We start from the raw sequence: 25102 nt of genomic DNA, 5'->3' as shown, positions 1-25102 counted from the left end.
TCGGCCGTCGTGCTGCCCGCATTTCCATTCAGCACGTAGTTGCCCGCATCGGCGCCCGTCAGCTGGCCCGTCGCCACCTGATAATCGACCACTTTTCCGGTGCCCACATGCTTGTCGCGGAAGCTGCCCTGCAAGCCGGCCATGCTGACCTGGTCGCCCGTCACCAGGCCTTCAAAGTAGCCGTTCAGGCCAGCCTGCAAGGTGCCGTCGTAGACGCGGCTTTGCGCGCCCGTGACGCCATAGTTCAGCACGCGCGCGCTGATGTACGCCGTGCCGTCCGCCGTGGTCGCGGCCAGGCTGTAGTTGCCCAGCTCATTGCCGCCCAGGGCCAGGCCGCTGGCATGCACGGCCTTGCCGTTGCCCGCATTCTTGTCGAGGAAGGCGGCGCTGCCACTGATGCTGATGTTGTCGCCCGCCACCACATTGCCCAGCACGAAATTGGCGCCGTCGTAACCCAGGGTGCCGTCATAGATCTTGCCATTGCCGCCGATGCTCACCGTCAGCGCGCGCGGCGTGATGGCGAAGGTCGTCGTGCCGCCCAGGCTGATGTCGTACTTGGTCGACCACAGGCCTGTCGCTGCATAGCTGCCCACATTGCGCGCGTTGCTGCCGTAGCCGAGGCTGCCATTTACGCCCGTGTCGCCGTCGATCAATCCCACATAGCCGATCGAACCGAGGAAGGCAGCCAGCTGGCCATCGTAGACCTTGCCCGCAGCATTGCCAGAAAGATTCACTTGCAGCGGTTTCAGGAAAGCCTTCAGCATCGGCGTCGTGTAGCCATCGTAGATGCGCCACACGCTGCTGAAATTGTAGTCGTTGAACATGCCCTGCTGCTTCATCTGCGCCGTGCTGCGTCCGCTGGAACCACCGCCATCCATCAGCACCAGCGATGTTTCATAATTAAAAAAACCATAGCTGAACGGGGAACCGGAAGACACGCGGCCGGCTACCGCGCCCACTGCCGCATAGCCGCTGCCAGTCACGGCGCCACTGCTGAAGACATGGCTGACGCTACCCGTGCTTTCGCCGACCAGCCCGCCCATGTTTTCCCAGGCGAGGATGGGATCGGCAACGCCGGCCCGGCCCACGGCACCGCTGGCATACGCATCATCGATGCTGCCGCCGTTCAGGCCCACCAGGCCGCCGATGCTGCGCGCGCCAGTAACATTGCCGGTGGCATAAGACTGGCTCAGCGCGCCCTGGTTATTGCCAACCAGGCCGCCGATCATTTCACGCGCGCCCGTCACCACGCCGGTGGCATACGAGGTCGTGATGCTGGCGCCGGACGCATTCAATCCCGCCAGGCCGCCGATGGCGCCGCCGCCATCGGCATTGATGCCGGTGACGGCGCCGCTGCTGGCGGACAGCGTGATGGCGCCCCCGTTGCTGCCCACCAGGCCGCCAACATTGCGCTGGCCGCTGACGGCCATGCTGCTGTTCACGCCATCGATGTTGCCGCTGACGACCTCGCCCGCCAGCGCGCCCACGTTGGCCGTACCGGTGACGCTGCCGCCGCTCAACGTCAGGTTGCGCAAGGTGCCGCCCTGGACGGTGCCAAACAGGCCTGCCGCCGAACCGGACGCCAGGCTGCGGTCGATTTTCAAGTTACTGAGAGTAAATCCGGCGCCATCGAACACGCCGGAAAAACCGCTGCCGCTGCCGGCAATCGGCACAAAACCCTGGCCATCGTTCCAGTTCGCCGTGCCGCTGGCGTCGATATTGCCCGCCAGGCGATAGCTGTTGCCAAGGCCAAGGCTGCCGATGCCTTGCAAGCCATGGATATCGGCGATCAGATAGGGCGAGGACGAGCCGCCGTCGCCGCCGGCCGCGCGCAGGAAGCTCCCCTGCGCAATGCTGAAACCGCGCGCGGAAAACGCGGGCAGGCTGGCGCTGTTCTGCACCCATTGGCCGCCATCGAGCAGGAAGTTGCCGCCCACGCTGACGGCGCCGCTCGCACTGATGTTGCCGCCGGAAGCCAGGGTCAAGCCCTTGGCCACGTTAAGGGGGCCGTTCAGGTTGATATTGCCGCCCGTGCGCAGCACAAGCTGGTTCAACTCGCCTTGCGACGCCAGGTCCATCGCGCCCACGAGATTGACGACGCCGGCAAAACTGTCGCCGCCCACCTGCACGGTGCCAGCGCTGATGGTCTTCAATTCCGCTTCGCTCAAACCCAGGCTGCCGGCATTGTCCGCCGCGCCCGTGCCCAGGGTGATGGCGCCCACGCTGGAACGGCGGTTCAGGCTGACGGTGCCACCCGCCGTGGCCGCTATCGATTGCGCGCCGCCGCCCAGGCTCATATTGTCGGCAACCAGATTGACCGCGCCGGCGGACAAGCCGCCGCCACTGGCAAGCGACAGCAAGCCGCCGGCCGTGGCGGTGAGACTGCTGCCGTCCTGGCGCAGCGCCAGCGTGTTCGAGACGAGCACATTGCCGCCGCTTTCGAGCACCAGGTTTTTCACGCCGCCGCCCGCCGCGACCGTTGCCAGGTCGATCGCCTGCTCCACCGTCAGGTCGCCGCCTGCAGCGCTGCCGATATGCACGCTGCCGGCGGCGATGCGGTTCAGTTCGGCGTTTGTCAGGCGCAGGCCGCTGCCGGGCTTGTCACCCAGCGCGATCTGCCGTCCCGCGCTGAACGCTTGCAGGGTTACCCCGGCATTGCCGGCGGCGCCGCCCACATTGATGGCGCTGTTGATGCTGATGTTGTCCGCCTCCAGCAGCACCGTCTGACCGGTGACGCCACTGCCCAGCAGCTGATCGCCGCTGCCCGTCAGGTCGATGGATCCACCGGCGACATTCGCGCGCAAGGTCAAATTGCCGTTGCCGACATTCACGGAGCCGACGCCGAAAGTGACGCCGGCGCCGGACAACCGTACATCGCCATTGCCGCTGCCGAGCGCCGCGTTCAGATTCACATTCGAGCCGGCGCCATAGGCCATGCCAGCGGCCGCATCATTGGCCGACAGCGTGATATGGCCGCCATTGGTGGTGATGGGCGCATTGACATTGATGATCTCGCCCGCCTGCGCCGTCAAGCCCACGCCTTGCTGCGCGATGTTGATGGCGCTGTTGAAATTGATGCGGTGCAGGGCCTGCAGCGTGACGTTGCTGCTGGCGCCGGAAATGAGGTCGGCGCCGATGCTGGCGTTGCCGGTGGCCGGAGAGTCGGCGAATTGATCGAAGGAACTCAACTGCCCGCCCGAACCGGCGACCACGGTGATATCGTAAGGATCGAGCAGCCAGTTGCCCCGCTTGCCATGCTCCGCGCTGGTATTGACGCGGATGCCATCGACGGCCAGGTAATGGCCGGATGTTTCCACGAAGCCCCCGTCGCCGCCCTGCGCGCCGCCGCGCGCGGAAATGCTGCCGTGTACCTGGGCCGATTCATTGCCCCAGGCGATGACCTTGCCGCCGTTGCCGCCATGGACGGCATCGGCATTGACGCTGGCGTCCTTGCCGACGAGCACCTGCCGCGCATTCTGCACGGCCGCGTTCTTGCCCTGGTAGTCGCCGCCCAGCAAGACCGTGCCGCCGCCCGTGGCGCCGCTGGCGTCGATTGCCGCATTGCCCAGCAAACCCACCTGCTCGCCCAGCACCTGGATGTCTCCCCCCCTGCCCACCGCGCCAGTGGCGCTGGTGACGCTGCCCGCCTCGAGCAACGCCTTGCCGCTGGCCTTGAGCACGATCCTGCCATTCTCGCCGACGACGGCGCTGTTGGCGTTGAGCACGCCGCGCTGGCTGACCAGCGCGCCGGCCATGCCGATGCTGCCGCCCTGGGCGATGATCTGGCCCAGGTTCAGGGCCTGATCCGCTGGTGCCGAGACCAGCACGCGCAATTGCGGATTGCCGGGCTCGGCCAGCTGCACGCTGCGTCCGGCCGCCAGGATCACTTCGCCATTTGGCGCCGTGATGATGCCCGTGTTTTCCACGTTCGGCGCGATCAGCAGCACTTGCCCGCCCTTGCCCGCCTGGATCAGGCCCGCATTGCTGACACCGCCGGCCACGCCGCCGGCCGTGAACTGGCGCTTGCCGGCCAGGAAATCCTCGTTCGTCATGCCCAGGCTGGACGCCACCAGCCCGTTCACGTCCACTTTCGCGCCCTGGCCAAAGACGATGCCGTTCGGGTTGATCAGGAAGACCTTGCCGTTCGATTCGAGCGCGCCCAGGATCTTGCTGGGGTCTTGTCCCGTGATGCGGTTGAGTACGGCGCTATTGCCGTTCTGCTGGATGAAACGCGTGATTTCGCCCGCATGGATGGAAAAGCTCTGCCAGTTGATGATGGTGTTGGGCGTGTTCGTGATCGAGAAGATGTTGCCCTGCTGGTTGAACGTCGCCTGTCCGTTGACCACCTGCGGCAAGGCGGGGTTGGCCTGCGCCGCGCCGAAACAGCCGGCCAGCAGCAGCGCCAGCGCCGTGCGGCGCAGGGGCAGCGCAAAGGGTGACGAAAAGGATGGCGTCAGGATGAAAACGGAAGCGTGCTGGACATGGTTGTGCATGGTGTTCATCCTGATACTAGTAGGCCAAGGCGAGGCGGAAATGCAGGCGGTTGGCGCCCCGCTGTCCCGTGTCGCCGCCATTGACGACATGGGCGTAATCGAGTTGCAGATTGGCATAGCGGCTCAGCAGTAAACGCAGGCCGAGGCCGCCGCTGCTGATGCCTTGCGACGCGCTTTCGCCGGGCAGCCCATGGTTGCGGCGCAGCCATGCCGTGTCATAGAACGCCAGTGCGCGGCATTGGTAGCCGAGTGCCTGGCCGCACCAGTTCGGCGTATACAGTTCCAGGTTCAGGTTGACGCCCGAATCATTCGATACCTCGCGCTCGGCAAAGCCGCGCACGGACGCGGCGCCACCGGCGCCGAACTGCTCGCCCGGCACCAAGGCGTCGGGCGTGACTTGCGCGTTGACGAGCGCGCGCCATTGCCAGTCGCCGGCCATCACGCGCCCCGAACTGGCGCTCAGGCGCAGGGTGTTGTAGGCCGCCTTGGCATGCGCGCGCACGCGGTCGAAATCGGCTTGCGCGCCATGCTTGCCGCCAGGGATATTGTGCGCGAAGGTAACCGCCACGCTGGTCTCGCCCGTGGGCAAGGTCCAGCTGCCGATGTAGCTGACGCTGAGCGGATGCACGGTGACGTCGGCGCCCAGCTCCATGCCGAACAGCTGCACGCTGTTGCGGTAAGCCTTGTAATCGACGCCGTACACGAGCTTGGGTTCGAAGTCGCCGCTGCGGGCAAAGTTCTGGTTGTAGCGGATGCCGGCCATGCTGCCCTGGCCGCTGACGGCCAGGTCGAAGATGCCGGCCGAGACGCTGCCCGAATCGACGTTCGAATAGCTGGCAAAAAAGTCCATCGAGTCGCCCAGCGCATACAGCGGCAGGTGGTAGCCGGCGCCATACACGCCCACCTGGTCCGGCTTTTCCAGGCTGCTCGTGTATTGCAGGCTGGCGACATGGTCGCGGCCGAACAGGTTGGCATGCTGCAGCACCACGCCCACGTGCGTCTTGCCCGTTTGCGCATTGCCCGTATTGTCGACGTTGAGCATGGCTTTCCAGGGCTTTTCATCAGCCACCGTGACGATGGCGTCGATGGCGCCCGCCGGCTCGTCCGCTTGCAGGCGCACTTCGATCTTGCGCGCCGGGTTTTCATTGGCCAGCTTCAGGCTTTGCGACAGGGCCGGCACGTTCGGCGTCTCGCCTTCGCGCAGGGACGGCAGGGCGCGCCGCACGTTGGCCTCGTCGACATGCGCGTTGCCGCTGATGGCGAGCTTGCCCAGCGGCGTTTGCAGCACGCTCAGGCGCACCACGCCCCGTTCCAGTTCCTGCTCGGGCAATTGCACCTGCACGGCGCTGTAACCGCGCTCGCGGTAGGCCGCTTCCAGCGCCTCGACGGCGCGGGCGATGTCGGAAAAATCGCGCTGCGCGCCCGTGTAAGGTGCCAGCAAGGCTTGCACCTGCGCGGACGTGAGCAGGGTATTGCCCTGGACGTCGAAGCGGCGGATCTCGAAGCGCGGCACGCCGTCTTCCTGCGTGGCAGGAGCAACTTCATCCATGGGAACGGTAGCGCCGGCGGCGCCGACGGCGAACAGCAGCGCGGAACCCGCAAGCAGGTGCACCAAACGATATGTCATGTGAAGGATTTCTTGTGTAACCGGACAAGCGCGCGGCCCGCAGGCGCCAGCATGTCCGGCAATGGATTGAAGACAAATTTTAGACGGCTTTTAGTTTCCAGTCAGAAATTTCTAACATTTCTCCCTGATTTTTATCGCAGCGCAACAAACCGTGCGCCGGCGAGGGTGAAAAATGCCGCCATCGCTTGCATTTTCGGGCGCGATGGCGGGCTATTTGCTATGCAATGCTGTCACGCCATCCCAGTCGGCGGGCGGCGGCGCGTTGCGGTACTGCTCCAGGCGCGCCGCGTACAGCCGGTACAGGCCGTCATCGGGAAAGTCCGCCTGCAAGCGGGCCAGCTGCGCGCCAGCCTGCTCCCAGTCGCGCGCGCGCAGACTGGCCAGCACCGCATGCCAGCGTTCCAGCTGCGTCAGCTCCGCTTTGCCGGCGTCGGCCAGCAGGCCGCGCGGCTCGAAGATGGCCACCGCTTCCTGCTTGCCCAGCACGCGTATGCGATCGAGCTCGCGGTACAGGAAATCCGGGGCGGCGGCGCGCGTGGCCTCGCCCACCACGATGCCCACGCCATACAGCTTGCTGGCGCCTTCCAGGCGCGCGGCCAGGTTGACGCTGTCGCCCATCACGGTATAGGCGCGGCGGATGCGCGAGCCCATGTCGCCCACATGCATGGATCCCGTATTGATGCCGATGCCGATGCGCAGCGCCGGCCAGCCGCGCGCGCAAAACTGCCGGTTCAGCCGCGCCGCGCTGCCCTGCATCAGCAAGGCGCTGGCCACGGCCCGGCGGGCGTGGTCGGCGAAGGCGACGGGCGCGCCCCAGAACGCCATCACGGCGTCGCCGATGTATTTGTCCAGGGTGCCGCCATGGCTGTCGCGGATATCTTCCGACATGGCCGTCAGGTACTCATTGATGTATTCGCGCAGCGCGGCCGGCGCCAGCTGCTCGGAAATGGCCGTGAAACCGCGCACGTCGGCAAACAGCACCGTCAGTTCGCGGTTCTCGCCCTCCATGGTATAGCGCTGCGGATCGTCAGCCATCTCGGCCACCAGCTCGGGCGCCACATATTCGCCGAAGCGCGCCACCAGCGCGCGTCCCTTGCGCACCTCGAAAAAATAGCCCCACGCCAGGTTGGCGATGAACAGTGCAAGGATCAGCAGCAGCAGCACGGCGCCGCCCAGCACCAGATCGTGCGCGGCGTACAGGTATAGGTTGATGCCGATGGCCACCGCCAGCGCGCCCACGGTGGCCAGCATCACGCCGGCCGGCGGCAGCACTGCCAGGGCGCCCGCCAGCAGCAGGCCACACAGCACGATCTGCACCAATTCCAATGCCAGCGCATAGTCGGGCCGCGCCTTGAAGCGCCCGTCGAGCATGGACTTGATCAGGTTGGCGTGCACCTCCACCCCCGGATACTCGGCATTCACGGGCGTGGCGCGGATATCGTTCAAGCCGGGCGCCGTGGTGCCCACCAGCACGATGGCGCCCTTCAGCAGCGCGGGCGGCACCGTGCCGGCCAGCACGTCGGACGCCGAGACGTAGCGGAAGGCGCCGCCGTCGGGGCCGCCCGTGCCGCGGTACTGCACCGTGGTGGTCAAGGCTTCGCCCACGGGAATCGTCATCGCGCCGCGCGGGGTGAACAGCATGAGGTGTTCGAGTCCGCCGTTGGCCAGTTCGCGCGCCGACAGGGTGTCGGCCGTGCCCGTGAAGCGGGGAGCGATGGCGCGCGCCTGCAGGTAGACGGCGACGGTGGCCAGCGACAGCGAAGGATAATAGCCGTCGCCGATGCGCTGCAACAGGGTCGAGGAACGCACCACGCCATCGGCGTCGGTCAGGGCCGTGAAGATGCCCGCGCCTTGCGCGGCCGCCTGCAGGGGCGCGATATTGGCTTCGTAGCCGCGCGCCACGTAGGCCGTGACGCTGCGCCCGTTCAAATCGGCCACGGTGAAGGCCGGCTTGGGCAGCACGCCCTTCCTTTGCTGCTCCGAGACGCTGTAGCCGAGCACCACGGGCTGGCCGCGCATGGCCTCGGCAAACAGGCCGTCGTAATCCATGGCGGGGCGCAGCTTTTCCAGCTGCGCCGGCAAGCCGGCCACGCCCGCCAGTTCGCCATGCGCCAGGCCTTGCAGCACGGCGTAGCCGGAACTGGTGTCCGCTTCGGGAAACGCGATATCGAAGCCCAGCGCAGACACGCCGTAATGGCCGGTGAGCTGGCGTACCAGACGCGCCTGGATATCGCGGCTCCAGGGAAAACGGCCCACCCGGGCCAGGCTTTGCTCGTCGATGTCGACGATGACGATGCGGCGGTCGAGCTGCGGCTTTTCCGCGCGCATGCGCCAGTCGCCCAGCATGGCGTCCAGGCGCGCGATGTTGTCGTTGCCGGCCAGGCACAGCACGGCCGCCGCCAGCGTCAGCAGTATGCCCAGCAAGCAGCGCGCCCCATGCTTGCGCAAGGCCAGCGACGGCGTCAAGGGGTATAGCCTGGAATGGCCGCCTCGTCGACGGCATCGATCTGGCTCGGATGCATGTGCTTTTCAGCGAAGGTCAGATAGACTTTGCTGCGGATGAAGACGTCGAACAGCTCCGGGTCGATATGCCCGTTCAGGCTGAAATTGCCGAGGATGCGCAGGGATTCGGACAGCGGCTTGCCCTTCTTGTAGGGCCGGTCGCGCGCCGTCAGGGCCTCGAAAATATCGGCGATGGCCATCAGCCGCGCCGGCACCGACATCTGTTCTTTCGTCAGCCCGCGCGGATAGCCCTTGCCATCCATGCGCTCGTGGTGACCGCCCGCATACTCGGGCACCTTTTGCAGGTGCTTGGGCCACGGCAGCGCTTCGAGCATGCGGATCGACACGCTGATATGGTTGTTGACGATGGCCCGCTCGGCCGCCGTCAGGGTGCCGGCGCGGATGGTCAGGTTTTCCGTCTCGTCGGCATCCAGAAAATCGCGCAGTTCGCCATCGGCCGCGCGCCAGCGGCGCCTGGCGATCTGCCGCACGCGCTCCTGGTCCGCCTGCGCCATGCTTTCGCCGCCGATGTTCACCCTGCGGATGAAGTCGCGCTCTTCGCGCAGCGCGGCCTGCTCCTGCGCCAGCGCGCGGGCAATGGCATCTTTCTGCTGCGGCTGCGCCGCCTGCTGGCGCAGGGCCGCGATCTCGGCGTCGCGCAGCAGCACTTCGTAGCGCGTATCGATCAGGGCGATGCGGTCAAAAATGGTTTCCAGCTTGGTCGCCTTGTCGACCACGTGCACGGGCGTGGTGATCTTGCCGCAATCGTGCAGCAGGCCGGCCAGCCACAGCTGCTTGCGCTCGTTGTCGCTGAGCCGGAAATCGGCCAGCGGCCCGGTGTCCGTCGCATGCGCGGCGTCCGCCAGCAGCATCGTCAGCTCGGGCACGAACTGGCAGTGGCGTCCCGTGTACGGCGACTTTTCATCGATGCCGATATTGATCAGGGTAACCAGCGATTCAAGCAACTCTTCCAGCTGCGAGATGAGCAGTTGATTCGTCAGCGCCACGCCAGCCTGCGCGGCCAGCGCCTCGATGAAGCGCTGGTCGGTGGAGGAAAAGGCGCGCACCTGCCCCGTTTCCCCATCCTTGGCATTGACCAGCTGCAGCACGCCGATCAAGTCGCCCTCGTGGTCGCTCATGGGCACCGTCAGGATCGATTGCGTGTGGTAGCCGTGGTGGCGGTCGAACTCGCGCATGCCGGAAAAATTGAAGCCCTCGTCGCGGTAGACGTCGGCGATATTCACACTGCGGCGCAGGTTCGCCGCATACGCGGCCACCGATGCCAGATTCGGCTGGCCGGCAGCGTCGAACAGGGGCACGCCAGGCAAGCCCATGTCCGCCCCCTGCGCGATGCCCAGGCTGTCGTTGACGCTGATGTCGAACGCCAGCTGGCGGCCCTCGGCCATGGGCCGGTACAGGGTGGCGCCATCGGCGCCGCTCATGCTTTTTGCCAGCAGCACGATGCGCTGCAACAGCGCGCCGATATCGTGCCCCTCGCCGCCCAGGCCATGGCCGAGCGCGACACTGAGTTCGGTCAATTGCTCCAGTCTGTGGGCGATTTTCTCAGGGTGCAGCTGAGGCATGTTGGCGGCAATCAGGTAATGGGCAAGCAAAAAAGGGGAAGTCGGCAAGCGCCAGTGTAACGGCCACCCTGCGCACTGTACATTACTTAGTTACAACAAAATGAAATAACTTTCCGTATCGCAACACGCATAAATGTTGCCGCCAATCTCATTAATTAGAATAGAATCAACAATAATTACACCGTAACAAGGTACTGAATGAAATTCACGTTCAGGGGCGTGCGCGGCTCCATCCCCTCTCCCGGCCCGCGCACGGCGCGCTATGGCGGCAACACCACGTGCATCGAAGTACGCACCGACAGCGATAGCCTGATCATTCTCGATGCGGGCAGCGGCATCTTCTCGCTGGCGCAGCAACTGCCGCCAGGCGAGCCTGTCGACGCGCACGTCTTCATCACGCACAGCCACTGGGATCACATCCACGGCCTGCCCATGTTTTCGCCCCTGTTCGTGGCCGGCAACCGCATGCGCCTGTACGGCGCCCACGATGCCGTCGCCGGACGCGGCATCGAGCACGTGATGGCGGTGCAACTGCAAAACAGCTATTTTCCCGTCAGCGAAGCGGCCATGGCGGCCTGCATCGAGTACCGCACGCTGGCGCCCGGCGAGGCCGTCGAGGTAGGCGGCGCGCAGGTGCGTGGCGCGGAAATGAACCACCCCGTCGTCAACCTCGGCTACCGCATCGACTGTGGCGGCGCCGCGCTGTTTTTCAGCGGCGACCATGAACCGTTCTACAACCTGCATCCGCCCGGCCATGCCGAGCATGCGGCCTGCGCGGCGCGCAATGCACAGCGCCAGGCCGGCATCGACGCACTGGTCGCCGGCGTCGATGCGCTGATCATGGATTGCTCGTACACGCGCGAGGAATACCCGGGCAAGCAGGGCTGGGGCCACGGCACCTTCGACGCCGCCTTCGACCTGGCCCTGCGCTGCGGCGCGCGGCGCCTGTACTGCACCCACCACGAACCGACCCGCAGCGACGAGCAGCTCGAAGCCGTGTTTGCCGACGTGATGGGCCGCTATGCGAGCCGCCTGGACGGCTTGCAGGTGTTTCTCGCCTATGAGGGGCTGACGGTGGAACTGGCCGGCGCATAAAAAAAAGGAACCTTGCGGTTCCTTTTTTTGAATGTGCCCAATTGGCCCAAGGCCCTTTGAAAACCGTAGCGAGCAAGCCCGATATCGGATTGAGTAGCGGAGCTGTACTTTAGTACAGTGAGCAACGGAGATTCGATAGGGGGCTGCGCAGTAGGTTTGCAGAGGCGCCTTACATGATGTGGTGGCCAATCCACCAGGCAACTGCGGCAACGAAGGCGGAAGCAGGAATCGTGAAGATCCAGGCCCACACGATATTGCCCGCCACGCCCCAGCGCACGGCCGACATTTTTTGCGACGAGCCGACGCCGACGATGGCGCCCGTGATCGTGTGCGTGGTCGACACGGGAATGCCCAGCGCCGTCGAGACGAACAGGGTGATCGCGCCACCGGTTTCGGCGCAGAAGCCGCCCACCGGTTTGAGCTTGGTGATCTTCTGGCCCATGGTCTTGACGATGCGCCAGCCGCCGAACAGCGTGCCGAAGCTGATGGCCGTGTAGCACGAGATGATGACCCACATCGGCGGCATGGCATCGGCCGCGCTCGAGTAGCCGGCGGCGATCAGCAGCATCCAGATGATGCCGATGGTTTTTTGCGCATCGTTGCCGCCGTGGCCCAGGCTGTAGGCGGCCGCCGATACCAGCTGCAAACGGCGGAACCACTTGTCGACCTTGCGCGGCGTCGAACGCACGAATATCCACGACACGAGCAGCATCATGATCGAACCGAACACAAAGCCCAGCACGGGTGCGATGACGATGAAAGCCACGGTTTTCCACAGGCCGGCCGCGACCAGCGCGCCCGTGCCCGATTTGGCGACAGCGGCGCCCACCAGGCCGCCGATCAGCGCGTGCGAGGACGACGAGGGAATGCCGTAGTACCAGGTAAACAAATTCCAGAAGATGGCGCCCATCAGCGCGCCGAAGATCACGTACTGGTCGATCACCGCCGGGTCAATGGTGCCCTTGCCCACCGTGGCGGCCACGGTCAGCTGGTGGAACACGAAGATGGCGACGAAGTTGAACGTGGCGGCCATGGCAACCGCGGTCTGCGGTTTCAATACGCCCGTCGAGACCACCGTGGCGATCGCGTTGGCGGCATCATGGAAGCCGTTCATGAAGTCAAACAGCAGCGCGAGGACGATCAACAGGCCTAGCACGTAGATGCTGATTTGTATGGTCATTGTAGTTTCTTTTCTGATTCTGGTTCAGGACAGGCCCAACGCTTACGCGTTTTCGACGATGATGCCTTCGATAATATTGGACACATCTTCGCAACGGTCGGTCACGGTTTCCAGAATTTCGTAGATCGCTTTCAGCTTGATCAGGTTGCGCACGTCCGGCTCATCGCGGAACAGCTTGGACATGGCGGCGCGCATCACGTGGTCGGCATCCGATTCCAGGCGGTCGATCTCTTCGCAGATGGCGACGATCTTGCGCGAGTTGTCCATGTTGTGCAGCATGGCGACGGCGTCGCGCACTTTTTCGGTACAGGCCAGCACCAGTTCGGCCAGGCGCTTGGCTTCCGGCGTGACGGCTTTCAGGTCGTACAGCGAAACGGTTTGCGCCGCATCTTCCAGCAGGTCGAGGATGTCGTCCTGGCGCGTGATCAGCTGATGGATGTCGTCGCGGTCGATCGGCGTGATGAAGGTCTTGTGCAGCATTTCCACGGTGGCGTAGGTGACTTTGTCCGCCTGTTTCTCGATGCTTTCGATCGCATGCACGCGGTTTTCCAGGTCGTCGAAATTGGTCATCAGGCCGAGCATCTCTTTGGCGCCCTTGACGCACAGTTCCGCGTGCTGGTTAAACAATTCAAAAAACTTGCCCTCAGTGGGCATCAAGCGTCCAAACATGTCATTCTCCGTTAAGCATTGAGTCGTGTTATTTACTACAGAAAGCCGCCCCTTTTGATGAAGGGGCGGCCAATGGAATATCAGTGCTGCTGTGTTAGTCGCCTTGGTAAAGCGCCAGGCCACCACTGTAATTGCCAAATTTGGTGTACTGCCCCATGAAGGTGAGGCGGATGCTGCCGATTGGACCGTTACGTTGTTTACCGATGATGATTTCGGCCGTTCCCTTGTCTGGCGAGTCGGGGTTATACACCTCGTCGCGGTAAATGAACAGGATCACGTCGGCATCCTGCTCAATAGCGCCCGATTCGCGCAAGTCGGACATGACAGGACGTTTGTTCGGGCGTTGCTCCAGAGAGCGGTTCAGCTGGGACAGCGCGATCACGGGGCAACCGAGTTCTTTCGCCAGGCCTTTCAAGCCCCGTGAAATCTCGGAAATCTCCGTGGCGCGGTTGTCGCCCGGCGTATTGGCCGACATCAGCTGCAAGTAATCGACGATGATCAGGCCCAGCTTGCCGCATTGACGCGACAGGCGGCGCGAGCGGGCGCGCAATTCGATCGAGTTGAGCGCAGGCGTTTCATCGATGTACAACTGCGCGTCGTTCATCTTCTGGATCGCATTCGTCAGGCGCGGCCAGTCCTCGTCGTTCAGGCGGCCTGTGCGCAGGCGGTGCTGGTCGAGCTGTCCGACGGAGCCGAGCATACGCATGGCCAGCTGGGCGCCGCCCATCTCCATCGAGAACACGGCCACGGGCAAGCCGCTGTCGATGGCCACGTTTTCGCCGATGTTGACGGAAAACGCCGTCTTGCCCATCGACGGACGGCCCGCCACGATCACCAGGTCGCCCGGCTGCAGACCGGAGGTCATGCGGTCGAGGTCGATGAAACCGGTGGGCACGCCCGTGATTTCACTCTGGTTGTCGCGGCTGTACAGTTCGTCGATGCGCTCGACCACTTGCGTCAGCAGGGGCTGGATGGCGGTCCAGCCCTGAGCGCCGCGCGCGCCCTCTTCGGCGATGGCGAAAATCTTCGATTCGGCCTCGTCAAGCATCTGCTTGACTTCCTTGCCTTGCGGGCTGAAGGCCGTGCCGGAAATATCGTCGGCGACGGTAATGAGCTTGCGCAGCACGCCGCGGTCGCGCACGATCTCGGCGTAGCGCCGGATGTTCGCGGCCGATGGCGTGTTTTGCGCCATGGCGTTCAGGTAAGCGAGTCCGCCCACATCATCGGCCTTGCCGAGCTGGGTCAGGGTTTCAAAAACAGTAATGACATCGGCTGGCTTGGAAGCGTTAACCATCTTGACGATTTGCTCGAAGATGATGCGATGGTCATAGCGATAGAAATCCTCCGCATGCATGAAGTCGGCGATGCGGTCATACGCGGCATTGTCGCGCAGCAGACCACCAATGACGGATTGTTCTGCTTCGATCGAATGCGGCGGAATACGGAGGGAATCCAGTTGCGGATCAGAGGGGGCGTTCATGGCGCGAATTATACCCGCTTCGGCGTGCTGGCAAAAATAAAGGGCTGAAATTGAGCGAAAAAAAGGCCACAAAAAAGCCGGGCGAACCCGGCTTTTCATAGTGCGGCAGCGCTTGCGGGCAAGGCCCGCAGACGATTACGCGTTCGCGTCTGGTACGACAGCGATAACAACTTCCACAACCACGTCGGTGTGCAGAGCAACCGAAACGTTGTGCTCGCCAACGATCTTCAGCGGGCCGGTAGGCATGCGGATTTGTGCTTTTTCAACAGCAAAACCTTGCTTGGTCAGCGCTTCAGCGATGTCGAAGTTGGTGACGGAACCGAACAGACGGCCATCAACACCAGCTTTTTGAGCAACTTGAACGGTCAGGCCGCTCAGTTTTTCGCCCTGGGCTTGCGATGCGGCCAGTTTGGCGGCAGCAGCTTTTTCCAGTTCGGCGCGCTTGACTTCGAATTCAGCCACAGCGGTTGCCGTAGCACGACGTGCCAGGCGTTGCGGGATCAGGAAGTTACGTGCGTAACCGTCTTTGACTTTGACGACTTCGCCGAGGTTACCGACGTTAACAACTTTTTCTAACAGAATGATTTGCATAGTTCTTCTCCAGGAATATCTGACCGATTAAGCGTGGTGCAGATCGGTGTATGGCAGCAGCGCGAGGAAGCGAGCGCGCTTGATTGCGGTGTCAACTTGGCGCTGGTAGTGCGCTTTGGTACCGGTCAGGCGTGCTGGCATGATCTTGCCGTTTTCTTGGACGAAGTCTTTCAGCGTGTCGACGTCTTTGTAGTCGACTTGCTCAACGTGAGCTGCGGTGAAGCGGCAGAACTTCTTGCGTTTGAACAACGGGTTTTGCTGTTTGCGTTTTTCTTTAAGCTTGAGCTTATTTTTGTCGAACTTTTTACCGAATGCCATGTCAGGCTCCTGTATCTAAAATGCGCTAGTCAGAATTGACTGCACTAAAATCAATGATGTGAAACACCAAACTCTTGCTGTTGCGGCTCTTCCTGGCCAGGAAACCCGTGAACTGATACACCCCGCCCAAGCTTGCCTGACTGAACCTGCCTGAAATTTCGCCAGCGGCTAGCGCGGCAACATCAAACTCGGTCAAACGGGCAATCCCTGCTTCCATCTGCTGCGAACTGTGTTGCAATACTGCATTCACAATCGGCAGCCCTGCCGGGGTATAGCGCAATATTTCGCGCTCGGCAATGATGGCGGTGACTTGTAGCTGGTTCAGCGCACGATCCTGGTCAAGAATTAAGCTGCTGCTGCGGCTGGAGCGGCTGCTGGTGCTTCGGTGCGGTGGCTTTTGGCCGCGTCTTCGCGTTGTACCGATTTCATCATCGGCGAAGGAGCTGTTTCAGCTTTCTTCATTTTAACGGTCAGGTGACGCAACACGGCATCATTGAATTTGAATGCTGTTTCCAACTCGACCAGGGTCTCGTTGTCGCATTCGATGTTCAGGCAGATGTAGTGTGCTTTAGGCAGCTTTTGGATCGAGTAAGCCATTTGACGGCGGCCCCAATCTTCCACGCGGTGAACCGAACCGCCGCGGGTGGTTACGCTGGCTTTGTAGCGTTCGATCATCGCGGGCACTTGCTCGCTTTGGTCCGGATGGACGATAAAGACTATTTCATAATGACGCATGCAAACTCCTTCAGGTCGGATTGATAATCGCCCACCCCGGCGTCAAGACGGGTGTGGGAAGGTCAGCCGAAGATTATAACCGCCTTTTGCAAACGTTTCAATCATTCCTTCCACAAGCGCCCGAAAAGCCCGCGCGCCACCGTGCTTTCCGCCCATGGACAAGTATTTCTTGCGAAATTCGCCTAAAACACGGAAATCCCCTTGCATAGTGGGCGATACTGTACAAAAATACAGACTGTTCATATAGACAGCATTTTAGTATGCACCCACCGCTCATGATCAAGCTGACAGCACGACAAGAACAAATCCTGAACCTGATCAAGGACGCGATTGAAAACACGGGCTTTCCTCCCACCCGTGCCGAAATCGCCAATGAACTGGGTTTCAAATCGGCCAACGCGGCCGAAGAGCATTTGCAGGCCCTGGCCCGCAAGGGCGCGATCGAGATTTCTCCCGGCACCTCGCGCGGCATCCGCCTGATCGGCGCGGCCGCTGAAGCCCTGCCATCGAAAGTGCCGGCAGCGCTGCTGATGTCGCTGCCCCTGATCGGCCGGGTGGCGGCAGGCTCGCCCATCCTGGCACAGGAAAACCTGGAAGCGAGCTACAACGTGGACCCCGCCCTGTTTTCGGCCAAGCCCGACTTCCTGCTGAAGGTGCGCGGCTGGTCCATGCGCGACGCCGGCATCATGGATGGCGATTTATTGGCCGTCAAGAAGGTCGATAGCGCCAAGAATGGCCAGATCGTCGTCGCCCGCATCGGCGACGAAGTCACCGTCAAGCGCTACAAGAAAACGGGTTCCGTCATCGAATTGCTACCGGAAAACCCCGACTTCAAGGTCATCACCGTATCGCCGGAAGATGAATTCGCCCTGGAAGGTTTGGCGGTAGGCTTGATGCGCAGCTGGCATTGATTGAGCGCGCCCTCATAAACCTACTGCGCAGCCCACTCTCGGGCATCCGTTGCTCGCTGTACCAATGTACAGCTCCGCTACTCAACCCGATATTGGGCTTGCTCGCTACGGTTTCTGAAGGCACGAAGACATTACCATTGAACGGCGAAAAACAAAGGGCCGCAACAGCATGACTGTTGCGGCCCTTTTCATTTATCCGGCGACTTATACATCGAGTGCCTGACGGAAATCCTCGAGCAAGTCCGCCTCATCCTCGATACCCACCGACACGCGGATCAGGGATTCGGCGATGCCCATGCTGGCGCGGCGCTCGGCGCCCATCTCGTAAAAGATCGTATGGGCGACGGGAATGACCAGGGTGCGCGTGTCGCCGAGATTGCTCGCTGGAATGGCAAGATTGAGACGATTGAGGAAATCGAAGCAATCGATGCCATCCTTCAGCTCAAAGCTGAACAGCGAGCCATAGCTGCGGAACAAATCCGTTGCCAGCGCGTGCTGCGGATGCGCGGCCAGGCCCGGGTAATGCACGGCCGCTACCCGCGGGTCGGCAGCCAGCATGGTGGCCAGCGCCAGGGCGTTCGAGCAGGTACGGTCCATGCGCAAGGCCATGGTTTCCGCGCCGACGGCGATATGGTGCGCCGCCTCCGGCCCCAGGGAGGCGCCGAAATCGCGCAAGGCCTTGGCGCGGATTTGCGCGATGCCCCACTGCGCCGGCGCCGCCTTCTTGTAATTGTCGAAAATGTTCGGATACTGCGTCCAGTCGAACACCCCCGTGTCCGTCAAGCTGCCGCCCAGGGCATTGCCGTGGCCGCCGATGGATTTTGTCAGCGCATTGACCACCAGGCCCGCGCCCACGGCTTTCGGGCGGAACAGGTAGGGTGTCGTCATCGTGTTGTCGACGATGTACAAAATGCCGCGTTCCTTGCACAACGCGCCGATCTTCGCCAGGTCGGCGATCTGCGTGCGCGGATTGGCGATGGTTTCGACAAACACGATGCGCGTTTGCGGCGTGATGGCGGCGGCCACATTGGCCACGTCCGTGGCGTCGACGAACGACACGGCGACGCCCTGCCCCGTCACCGTTTGCCACAGGCTGTTGGTGTTGCCAAACAAAAAGGCCGACGACACGACATGGTCGCCAGCGCGCAAGAGCGCCTGCACCACGGCGCCGATGGCGCCCATGCCGGTGGCGAAGCACAGCGTGGCGACGCCATCTTCCATCTTGTTGACCTTGTCTTCCAGCGCGGAGACGGTCGGATTGCCCTGGCGGCCGTAGCGGAAGCCGGGCTCCTTGCCCTGGAATACGGAAGCGAGCTGGCGCGCATCGCCGTAGCCGAAGGCAACGGAAGTATGCACGGGCTTGTGCAGGGAACCGTGCTCGATGCCCTTGCGGCGGTCGTTATGCAGGATGGTGGTGGTAAAGCCGTAGTTTTTTTTATCGTTCATGATCGCGGAGCAAAAAAAGCCCGGCGCTAGCCGGGCAAGATAATTACGCTTCTGTTGTCGCCAGGTTCAGGTTCAGCTGGGAACGCGGCGTATCTTCGGGCGCTGCCGCCTTCGGATGGTGGCGCGCATATTCCAGGCGGTCCAGGTATTCCTGCGACACGTCGCCCGTCACGTACACGCCATCGAAGCACGACGCTTCGAAGTTGGTCAGGGCCGGGTTGACGTCGGCGATCGCCTGCTTGAGCGCGCCGATATCCTGGTACACCAGGTAGTCGGCCGTGATTTCGCGGCACACTTCTTCCGTCGTGCGGCCATAGGCGATCAGTTCGTCGCGCGTCGGCATGTCGATGCCGTACACGTTCGGGTAGATCACCGGCGGCGCAGCCGAGGCGAAGATGACTTTCGTCGCGCCCGCTTCGCGCGCCATCTGCACGATTTCACGGCTGGTGGTGCCGCGCACGATGGAATCGTCGACCAGCAGCACGACCTTGTCCTTGAATTCGGACGGGATCGCGTTGAGCTTCTGGCGCACGGATTTCTTGCGCGCCGCCTGGCCCGGCATGATGAAGGTACGGCCGATATAGCGGTTCTTGATGAAGCCTTCGCGGTACTCGATGTTCAGCGCCATGGCCAGCTGGATGGCGGCCGGACGCGAGGAATCGGGAATCGGCATGACCACGTCGATATGCACGCCTGGCAATTCGGCGCGGATCTTCTCGGCCAGGTACTCGCCCATTTTCAGGCGCGTGGCGTACACGGAGGCACCGTCGATGACGGAGTCGGGACGGGCCAGGTAGACGAATTCGAACACGCACGGGTTCAGGCTGGCATTGTCGGCGCATTGGGCGCTGTGCAATTGCTTGTCAGCATCGATGAAGACGGCTTCGCCGGGACCGATGTCGCGCACGAAGCGGAAGCCCATGCCTTCCAGGGCCACGGATTCGGAAGCGATCAGGTATTCCGGACCTTGCTCCGTTTCATTGATGCCCAGGCACAGCGGGCGGATGCCGTGCGGATCACGGAAGGCCAGCAAGCCCACGCCGGCGATTTGCGCGACGGCGGCGTAACCACCCTTGACGCGGCGGTTCAGCACGGTAACGGCCTTGAAGATGGCTTCCGGGTCCAGGTTCAGGCCCGTCGTCGCTTCCTGGATTTCATGCGCCAGCACGTTGAGCAACACTTCCGAATCGGAATCGGTATTGATGTGGCGGCGGTCATTCTTGAACATTTCCAGTTTCAACTGTTCCCAGTTGGTCAGGTTGCCATTGTGCGCCAGGGTGATGCCGAACGGCGCATTCACATAGAACGGTTGTGCTTCCTCTTCGCTCGACGAACCGGCCGTCGGGTAGCGGCAATGGCCGATACCCGTCGTGCCTTGCAGCGAACGCATGTTGCGCGTACGGAAGACGTCACGCACGAGGCCATTGGCTTTGTGCATGGAAAACATACTGCTGTGATTGGTCGCAATCCCTGCCGCGTCCTGACCGCGATGTTGCAGGAGCAACAATGCATCATAGAGCAATTGATTGACAGGTTGATGGGAAACGACGCCGACGATGCCACACATGGTGTGCTCCTAAACTGTGCTACTGATTTTAAAAAAAATTCAAAATTTCACATGCTGCGCGTAAGCGGCAGGCAGATAAGGCTTGATGGCGCGCGCGCCCTGCTCCGCGAGCGGGCTGAGCTGCGCGTTTTTCCAGAATGGCTGCTGCGGTATGGAAGTCATGCCACACAAGATGACGGCGGTCAGCACGATCACAAGGCCCCGCGCCACGCCGAACAGGCTGCCCAGGGTGCGGTCGGCCAGGCTCAGGCCCGTCACCTTGACGAGCGCGTCAACCGTCATGGACAGCAATCCCATCAAAATGCGTACGCCGATGAACAGCACCACGAAAGCCAGCAACAAACGGACGGCTTCGCCCGGCACGGCTTCCGGCAGGAATTTCGCCAGCGTGGCGCCATAGGCGTTGGCAATGACGAAAGCCACGATCCAGCTGACCAATGACAGTATTTCCTTGACCAGGCCACGCATCATGCTGATCAGCACGGACGTCACCAGCACGAACAGCACCAGGTAATCGAATATCGTCACGCGCGCTCAGCCTTGCAACATCACGCCGGTACCAGGCTGCCGCCCAGGCCCAGCTTTTGCAGCTTGGCGCGGGTCTTTTCGGCGTCTTCGCGGCTGCCGAACGGGCCCACGCGCACGCGGATGCGCTCGCCCGCCGGGCTGGAGACTTTTTGCGTGTACGACTTGATGCCCGCTTCGCGCAGCTTGTCCTGCAATTCGTCGACCTTGTCCTGCGTCGCCAAGGCCGCCACCTGCACCACGAACTTGCCGCTGCCGGCGTCGTGCGCCTTGTCTTGTACTTTCTCTTGCGGCTTGCCTTCCAGGATAGCCAGCGCGCGCGCGGCATCGTCGGCCGATTGCGCCGGCTTGGCAGGCTTAGTCTCGGGCTTCGCTTCCGGTTTTACCTCATGCTTGGGCTCGGGCTTGGGCTCGTGTTTCGGCTCAGGCTTGGGTTCGTGCTTCGCTTCCGGTTTCGGCTCCACCTTGACCGGCTTGGGCTCAGGCTTGGGCTCAGGTTTCGGTTCCACATAGGTCGGCTTGACCGTTGCAGGCTGCACGGCGGCCAGCACGGGTGCCGGTGTGGGCGTAGGCTTGGCTGCAGGCGGCAGCGGCGCATCGACGATTTCCTCGGACTGGTCCAGGCCATTCGCTGCGGCCTGGGCCGGAACGGCCGGCACGGGCGCCGGTGCAGGTGCGGCGGCCTTTTCCTTCGACGGAATGTCGATGGCGATATCGTTGAAGGGCGCCTTCGGCTCGGAATCGAGCAGCATCGGCAAGCCGACAGCTACGCCCAAGGCCAGGGCAATCGCCCCGACCAGGCGGCGGCGTGCGCGCTTCTTTTCAGGCAAGACCGGATCCGGCGCTTCCTTGCCGCCACGGCGCGATCCGCCGCCACCGGAGGTGTTGGCTGCGCGCTTGCGGGTCGGCGACTGTGCTTCGCCAGGGACATAAAAGCCGCTGTCTTCGCCAGAGGATTCTTGCTTGTTTTTAAACAGTTTCGAGAACAAGCCCATGCGTGATTTTCAGTCGAGTGCGTTTCAGTGAAGTGAGGATTTTCGGGCCTTCATCACGCCGGCAACGGTGAGGAAAGAACCAAAGACCACAATTCTATCATTCTCACCGGCCCGGCTCATTGCATTTGCAAAAGCTTGTGCCGGATCATCGAAAATAGACACAGTATGTTCGCTGCTGTCGGGCTTGTCTTCGAGCATGATCTGCACCTTGGCGGCCAGTTCGGAGGCCGTGGCCGCGCGCGGCGAAGGCAGGCCCGTCAGGCACCAGTGGTCGACGTGCTCGCTCATCGCGGCCAGTACGCCATCGATATCCTTGTCCAGCATGGAGCCGAACACGGCATACGTGTACGGGTGGAAACCCATATTGCCCAGGTTCTGGTTCAGCGCCGAGGCTGCATGGGGGTTGTGCGCCACGTCGAGGATCACGCTGGGGCGGCCAGGCAAGACCTGGAAGCGGCCCGGCAGTTCCACCGTCACGAGGCCCGTGCGTACTTCCTGCGCACCCACGGGCAGTTTCAGCTTCAGCACTTCCAGCGCGGCCAGCACCGCCGTCGCATTGAGGATCTGGTTGGCGCCGCGCAAGCTCGGGTAAGCGAGCGAATTGCGGCGCTGCTCGCGCCCGCCATAGTTCCACTGCTGCTTGTCGCCCGAATAATTGAAATCGCGGCCCATCAGCCACAGGTCGGCGCCGATGGCTTCCGCATGGTCGATCAGCGACTGCGGCGGCACGGGGTCGCTGCAAATGGCCGCCTTGCCCGGACGGAAGATACCCGCCTTTTCAAAGCCGATCGCTTCGCGCGTGTCGCCCAGGTAATCCGTGTGATCGATATCGATGCTGGTGACGATAGCCACGTCGGCATCGATCACGTTGACGGCGTCGAGGCGCCCGCCCAGGCCCACTTCCAGGATGGCCACGTCCAGCTTGGCCTGCGACAGCAGGTGCAGGATCGCCAGGGTGGTGAATTCGAAATACGTCAGCGGCGTGTCGCCGCGCACGGCTTCAACAAAGTTGAAGCTGGCAACGAGCTGTTCGTCGCTGGCCATCTCGCCCAGCACGCGGGCGCGCTCGTTAAAATCAAGAAAGTGCGGCTTGATGTACAGCCCCACTTTGTAGCCGGCACGCAACAACACGGATTCCAGCATGGCGCAGGTGGACCCCTTGCCATTCGTGCCTGCCACCATGATCACGGGGCAAGTAAACGCCAGCTGCATGCGCGCCTTGACGGCTTGCACGCGGTCCAGGCCCATGTTGATCTGGGTTTCCGAATGGCGGGTTTCCAGCAGGGCTAGCCAGTCCGGCAAGGTGGTGGGGAGGTTTTGCATGGGAGACTTCTTGAAAAGAGTGCGCGAGGCGGAAAAGACATGAGACCCAAACCGAAGACTGGGGTCGGACCCTGAGGGTCCGACCCCGGCAGTTCAGGTTTTGGGGTAAATCAAATTACGCAAGTACTTCGACAGCCTGGTTTTGCAACAAGGCCAGCAGGCGGGCGATTTCTTCGCGCATCTTGCGGCGGTCGACGATCATGTCGACGGCGCCCTTGGTGACGAGGAACTCGGCGCGCTGGAAGCCTTCCGGCAGTTTTTCACGCACGGTGTTTTCAATCACGCGCGGGCCGGCAAAGCCGATCAGCGCTTTCGGTTCAGCGATGACCACGTCGCCCATGAAGGCGAACGAGGCGGACACGCCGCCCATGGTCGGGTCGGTCAGCACGCTGATGAATGGCAATTTCTTTTCCGACAGCTTGGTCAGCATGGCCGTGGTCTTCGCCATCTGCATCAGGGACAGCAAGCCTTCCTGCATGCGCGCGCCACCGGTGGCAGTGATGCAAATGAACGGCACCTTCTGTTCCAGCGCGATCTGTGCGCCGCGCACGAAGCGCTCGCCCACGACGGAGCCCATGGAGCCGCCCATGAATTCGAATTCGAAGCACGCCACGACAACCGGCAGGCTCATGATGGCGCCGCCCATGACGACCATCGCATCCGTCTCGCCCGTCGCTTCCATGGCGGACTTCAGGCGGTCCGGGTATTTCTTGCTGTCCTTGAATTTCAAGGTATCGACGGGCAAGATTTCCTGGCCGATTTCATAGCGGCCGCCCGCGTCGAGCAGGCTGTCGAGGCGTTCACGCGCGCGGATGCGCATGTGGTGGTCGCATTTCGGGCACACGTGCAAATTCGATTCCAGGTCCGTACGGTACAGCACGGCTTCGCACGACGGGCACTTGACCCACAGGCCTTCCGGCATGGTCTTGCGCGCGGCAGCATCAGAACGCTGGATGCGCGGTGGCAGCAGTTTTTCCAACCAACTCATATTTTCTCCTTGGGCCCTTGTAGGGGTAGCGTCGGTGGACGCCCCCGGCAGACGGTAAACGGCGACGCCCCCGCAGGGCGCCACCAAAAATTTTATCTATTGCACAATAACAGGCAAATCAGTGGCCGAAGTGTAGCCGTTTATCGCCGGGCTGTCGAACTTTGCCGCCACCCGAGCTTGCGTAAACAACAAGCTTACTCAGGCGTCCAGTGCGGCGCGGATGCTTGCAGTAAAGCTGCGCACGGCGTCGACGGCGCCACCTTCCGGCGCATTTTCAATCTCCTGGATGATGCGGCTGCCGATCACGACGGCATCGGCCACCTTGGCAACGGCCTTGGCCGTGGCGCCATCGCGGATGCCGAAGCCCACGCCGATAGGTAATTTTACATGCTGGCGGATGGCCGCGAGGCGCTCTGCCACCTGTTCCGTATCAATGTTGCCGGCGCCCGTGACGCCTTTCAGCGACACGTAATAGCTGAAGCCGCCGCCAACCTTGGCCACTTGCGCAATGCGCTCTTCGGTCGAGGTGGGCGCCAGGAGAAAAATCAGGTCGAGGCCCGCCGCGCGCATGGCGGCGGCGAATTCCTCGCACTCTTCCGGCGGATAGTCGACGACGATGGCGCCATCGGCGCCGGCCGCTTGCGCCGCATCAATAAACGCGGCGCTGCCGATGCGTTCGATGGGATTCGCATAGCCCATCAGCACGACGGGCGTCGTCTGGTTCGTTGCGCGGAACTGGCGCACATAGCCGAACACATCGTGGATGCCCACATTGAATTTCAAGGCCCGTTCGCAGGCACGCTGGATGACGGGGCCTTCGGCCATGGGGTCGGAAAACGGCACGCCCAGCTCCAGCACGTCGGCGCCGCCCTCGACGAGCGCGTGCATCAGGGGCACGGTGGCGTCAGGGCCGGGGTCGCCGGCGGTAATGAAAGTGACCAGGGCGGTCTTGTTGTTGGATTTTAAGTTGGCAAAAGTGGTGGCGATACGGGACATGATGAGCTTTCTTAATGATGGATAGATGGAATGATTTCAACCCAAAGCAAAGGCTGGGGTCAGTCCCTGCGGGATCGG

At 62.5% G+C, this 25102-nt stretch carries 20 protein-coding genes; 2 read left to right on the top strand and 18 right to left on the bottom strand.

Annotated elements, in window-relative coordinates; genetic code table 11:
• The 4 genes from IGS58_RS05865 to IGS58_RS05850 form a co-directional block, all read right to left on the bottom strand.
• On the bottom strand, positions 1-4493 hold a 4493-nt coding region (locus IGS58_RS05865; protein WP_230520863.1), incomplete at its 3' end, for a beta strand repeat-containing protein.
• 16 nt (positions 4494-4509) lie between these two features.
• Positions 4510-6120, bottom strand: coding sequence for a ShlB/FhaC/HecB family hemolysin secretion/activation protein (locus IGS58_RS05860; RefSeq protein ID WP_230520862.1), 1611 nt, complete (start codon positions 6118-6120; stop codon positions 4510-4512).
• A 210-nt stretch (positions 6121-6330) separates the two neighbouring features.
• A complete protein-coding gene (locus tag IGS58_RS05855) occupies positions 6331-8586 on the bottom strand; it encodes a CHASE2 domain-containing protein (RefSeq protein ID WP_230520861.1) in 2256 nt (751 codons plus the stop codon).
• Positions 8583-10205, bottom strand: coding sequence for a GAF and HD-GYP domain-containing protein (locus IGS58_RS05850; RefSeq protein WP_070281834.1), 1623 nt, complete (start codon positions 10203-10205; stop codon positions 8583-8585). The genes IGS58_RS05855 and IGS58_RS05850 overlap by 4 nt, the downstream gene beginning before the upstream one ends.
• A gap of 198 nt (positions 10206-10403) precedes the next feature.
• Between IGS58_RS05850 and IGS58_RS05845 the strand changes: the two genes are divergently transcribed.
• Entirely contained in the window at positions 10404-11300 is an 897-nt protein-coding gene (locus IGS58_RS05845; RefSeq protein ID WP_070260525.1) for an MBL fold metallo-hydrolase, read from the top strand.
• Between the two features lie 169 nt (positions 11301-11469).
• On the opposite strand, the gene IGS58_RS05840 is transcribed toward IGS58_RS05845, so the two are convergent.
• The 7 genes from IGS58_RS05840 to rpsF form a co-directional block, all read right to left on the bottom strand.
• Positions 11470-12480, bottom strand: a complete 1011-nt coding sequence (locus IGS58_RS05840) for an inorganic phosphate transporter (protein WP_034783457.1) — start codon at positions 12478-12480, stop codon at positions 11470-11472.
• Positions 12481-12522: 42 nt separating this feature from the next.
• On the bottom strand, positions 12523-13149 hold the full coding sequence (locus tag IGS58_RS05835) for a DUF47 domain-containing protein (protein ID WP_010400015.1): 627 nt from the start codon (positions 13147-13149) through the stop codon (positions 12523-12525).
• A gap of 94 nt (positions 13150-13243) precedes the next feature.
• Entirely contained in the window at positions 13244-14629 is a 1386-nt protein-coding gene (locus IGS58_RS05830) for a replicative DNA helicase (RefSeq protein ID WP_034750488.1), read from the bottom strand.
• A gap of 135 nt (positions 14630-14764) precedes the next feature.
• Positions 14765-15220 (bottom strand): 50S ribosomal protein L9, encoded by a 456-nt coding sequence (gene rplI, locus IGS58_RS05825; protein WP_034783456.1) that lies wholly within the window; start codon positions 15218-15220, stop codon positions 14765-14767.
• Between the two features lie 27 nt (positions 15221-15247).
• Positions 15248-15538 carry a 30S ribosomal protein S18 gene (gene rpsR / locus IGS58_RS05820; protein ID WP_010400024.1) on the bottom strand — a complete coding sequence of 97 codons (291 nt, stop codon included), beginning with the start codon at positions 15536-15538 and terminating at the stop codon, positions 15248-15250.
• A gap of 25 nt (positions 15539-15563) precedes the next feature.
• Positions 15564-15863 (bottom strand): primosomal replication protein N, encoded by a 300-nt coding sequence (gene priB / locus IGS58_RS05815; RefSeq protein ID WP_034783455.1) that lies wholly within the window; start codon positions 15861-15863, stop codon positions 15564-15566.
• A gap of 20 nt (positions 15864-15883) precedes the next feature.
• Positions 15884-16273 (bottom strand): 30S ribosomal protein S6, encoded by a 390-nt coding sequence (gene rpsF, locus IGS58_RS05810; protein WP_034750499.1) that lies wholly within the window; start codon positions 16271-16273, stop codon positions 15884-15886.
• Positions 16274-16548: 275 nt separating this feature from the next.
• Here rpsF and lexA point away from each other — a divergent pair, with 275 nt between their 5' ends.
• Positions 16549-17184 (top strand): transcriptional repressor LexA, encoded by a 636-nt coding sequence (lexA, locus tag IGS58_RS05805; protein WP_034783454.1) that lies wholly within the window; start codon positions 16549-16551, stop codon positions 17182-17184.
• A gap of 204 nt (positions 17185-17388) precedes the next feature.
• On the opposite strand, the gene IGS58_RS05800 is transcribed toward lexA, so the two are convergent.
• The 7 genes from IGS58_RS05800 to trpA form a co-directional block, all read right to left on the bottom strand.
• Positions 17389-18630: a cystathionine gamma-synthase family protein gene (locus IGS58_RS05800; RefSeq protein ID WP_230520860.1), complete on the bottom strand. Its 1242-nt coding sequence runs from the start codon at positions 18628-18630 to the stop codon at positions 17389-17391.
• 43 nt (positions 18631-18673) lie between these two features.
• Positions 18674-20197 carry an amidophosphoribosyltransferase gene (gene purF / locus IGS58_RS05795; RefSeq protein ID WP_034783451.1) on the bottom strand — a complete coding sequence of 508 codons (1524 nt, stop codon included), beginning with the start codon at positions 20195-20197 and terminating at the stop codon, positions 18674-18676.
• Between the two features lie 39 nt (positions 20198-20236).
• Positions 20237-20725: a CvpA family protein gene (locus IGS58_RS05790; protein ID WP_034783449.1), complete on the bottom strand. Its 489-nt coding sequence runs from the start codon at positions 20723-20725 to the stop codon at positions 20237-20239.
• A gap of 20 nt (positions 20726-20745) precedes the next feature.
• Positions 20746-21717, bottom strand: coding sequence for an SPOR domain-containing protein (locus tag IGS58_RS05785; protein WP_070260521.1), 972 nt, complete (start codon positions 21715-21717; stop codon positions 20746-20748).
• 24 nt (positions 21718-21741) lie between these two features.
• On the bottom strand, positions 21742-23040 hold the full coding sequence (gene folC / locus IGS58_RS05780) for a bifunctional tetrahydrofolate synthase/dihydrofolate synthase (protein WP_230520859.1): 1299 nt from the start codon (positions 23038-23040) through the stop codon (positions 21742-21744).
• Positions 23041-23155: 115 nt separating this feature from the next.
• Entirely contained in the window at positions 23156-24028 is an 873-nt protein-coding gene (gene accD / locus IGS58_RS05775) for an acetyl-CoA carboxylase, carboxyltransferase subunit beta (RefSeq protein ID WP_010400390.1), read from the bottom strand.
• Between the two features lie 198 nt (positions 24029-24226).
• Complete coding sequence (gene trpA / locus IGS58_RS05770; RefSeq protein WP_230520858.1) at positions 24227-25024, bottom strand: tryptophan synthase subunit alpha; 798 nt, start codon at positions 25022-25024, stop codon at positions 24227-24229.
• Positions 25025-25102 lie beyond the last annotated feature (78 nt).

Origin of the sequence: Janthinobacterium sp. EB271-G4-7A, assembly GCF_020858075.1 — a bacterium.
Classification (GTDB): Bacteria; Pseudomonadota; Gammaproteobacteria; order Burkholderiales; family Burkholderiaceae_D; genus Janthinobacterium; species Janthinobacterium lividum.
The sequence above is the reverse complement of the archived record's forward strand: the minus strand, read 5'-3'. Positions and strand labels throughout refer to the sequence as shown.

What these genes read in the sequence shown, in the direction of transcription:
- IGS58_RS05860 (WP_230520862.1), bottom strand. Translation starts at nt 6,120, where the DNA reads ATGACATATCGTTTGGTGCACCTGCTTGCGGGTTCCGCGCTGCTGTTC.
- IGS58_RS05850 (WP_070281834.1), bottom strand. Translation starts at nt 10,205, where the DNA reads ATGCCTCAGCTGCACCCTGAGAAAATCGCCCACAGACTGGAGCAATTG.
- IGS58_RS05845 (WP_070260525.1), top strand. Translation starts at nt 10,404, where the DNA reads ATGAAATTCACGTTCAGGGGCGTGCGCGGCTCCATCCCCTCTCCCGGC.
- IGS58_RS05840 (WP_034783457.1), bottom strand. Translation starts at nt 12,480, where the DNA reads ATGACCATACAAATCAGCATCTACGTGCTAGGCCTGTTGATCGTCCTC.
- IGS58_RS05835 (WP_010400015.1), bottom strand. Translation starts at nt 13,149, where the DNA reads ATGTTTGGACGCTTGATGCCCACTGAGGGCAAGTTTTTTGAATTGTTT.
- IGS58_RS05830 (WP_034750488.1), bottom strand. Translation starts at nt 14,629, where the DNA reads ATGAACGCCCCCTCTGATCCGCAACTGGATTCCCTCCGTATTCCGCCG.
- rplI (WP_034783456.1), bottom strand. Translation starts at nt 15,220, where the DNA reads ATGCAAATCATTCTGTTAGAAAAAGTTGTTAACGTCGGTAACCTCGGC.
- rpsR (WP_010400024.1), bottom strand. Translation starts at nt 15,538, where the DNA reads ATGGCATTCGGTAAAAAGTTCGACAAAAATAAGCTCAAGCTTAAAGAA.
- rpsF (WP_034750499.1), bottom strand. Translation starts at nt 16,273, where the DNA reads ATGCGTCATTATGAAATAGTCTTTATCGTCCATCCGGACCAAAGCGAG.
- lexA (WP_034783454.1), top strand. Translation starts at nt 16,549, where the DNA reads ATGATCAAGCTGACAGCACGACAAGAACAAATCCTGAACCTGATCAAG.
- IGS58_RS05800 (WP_230520860.1), bottom strand. Translation starts at nt 18,630, where the DNA reads ATGAACGATAAAAAAAACTACGGCTTTACCACCACCATCCTGCATAAC.
- purF (WP_034783451.1), bottom strand. Translation starts at nt 20,197, where the DNA reads ATGTGTGGCATCGTCGGCGTCGTTTCCCATCAACCTGTCAATCAATTG.
- IGS58_RS05785 (WP_070260521.1), bottom strand. Translation starts at nt 21,717, where the DNA reads ATGGGCTTGTTCTCGAAACTGTTTAAAAACAAGCAAGAATCCTCTGGC.
- folC (WP_230520859.1), bottom strand. Translation starts at nt 23,040, where the DNA reads ATGCAAAACCTCCCCACCACCTTGCCGGACTGGCTAGCCCTGCTGGAA.
- accD (WP_010400390.1), bottom strand. Translation starts at nt 24,028, where the DNA reads ATGAGTTGGTTGGAAAAACTGCTGCCACCGCGCATCCAGCGTTCTGAT.
- trpA (WP_230520858.1), bottom strand. Translation starts at nt 25,024, where the DNA reads ATGTCCCGTATCGCCACCACTTTTGCCAACTTAAAATCCAACAACAAG.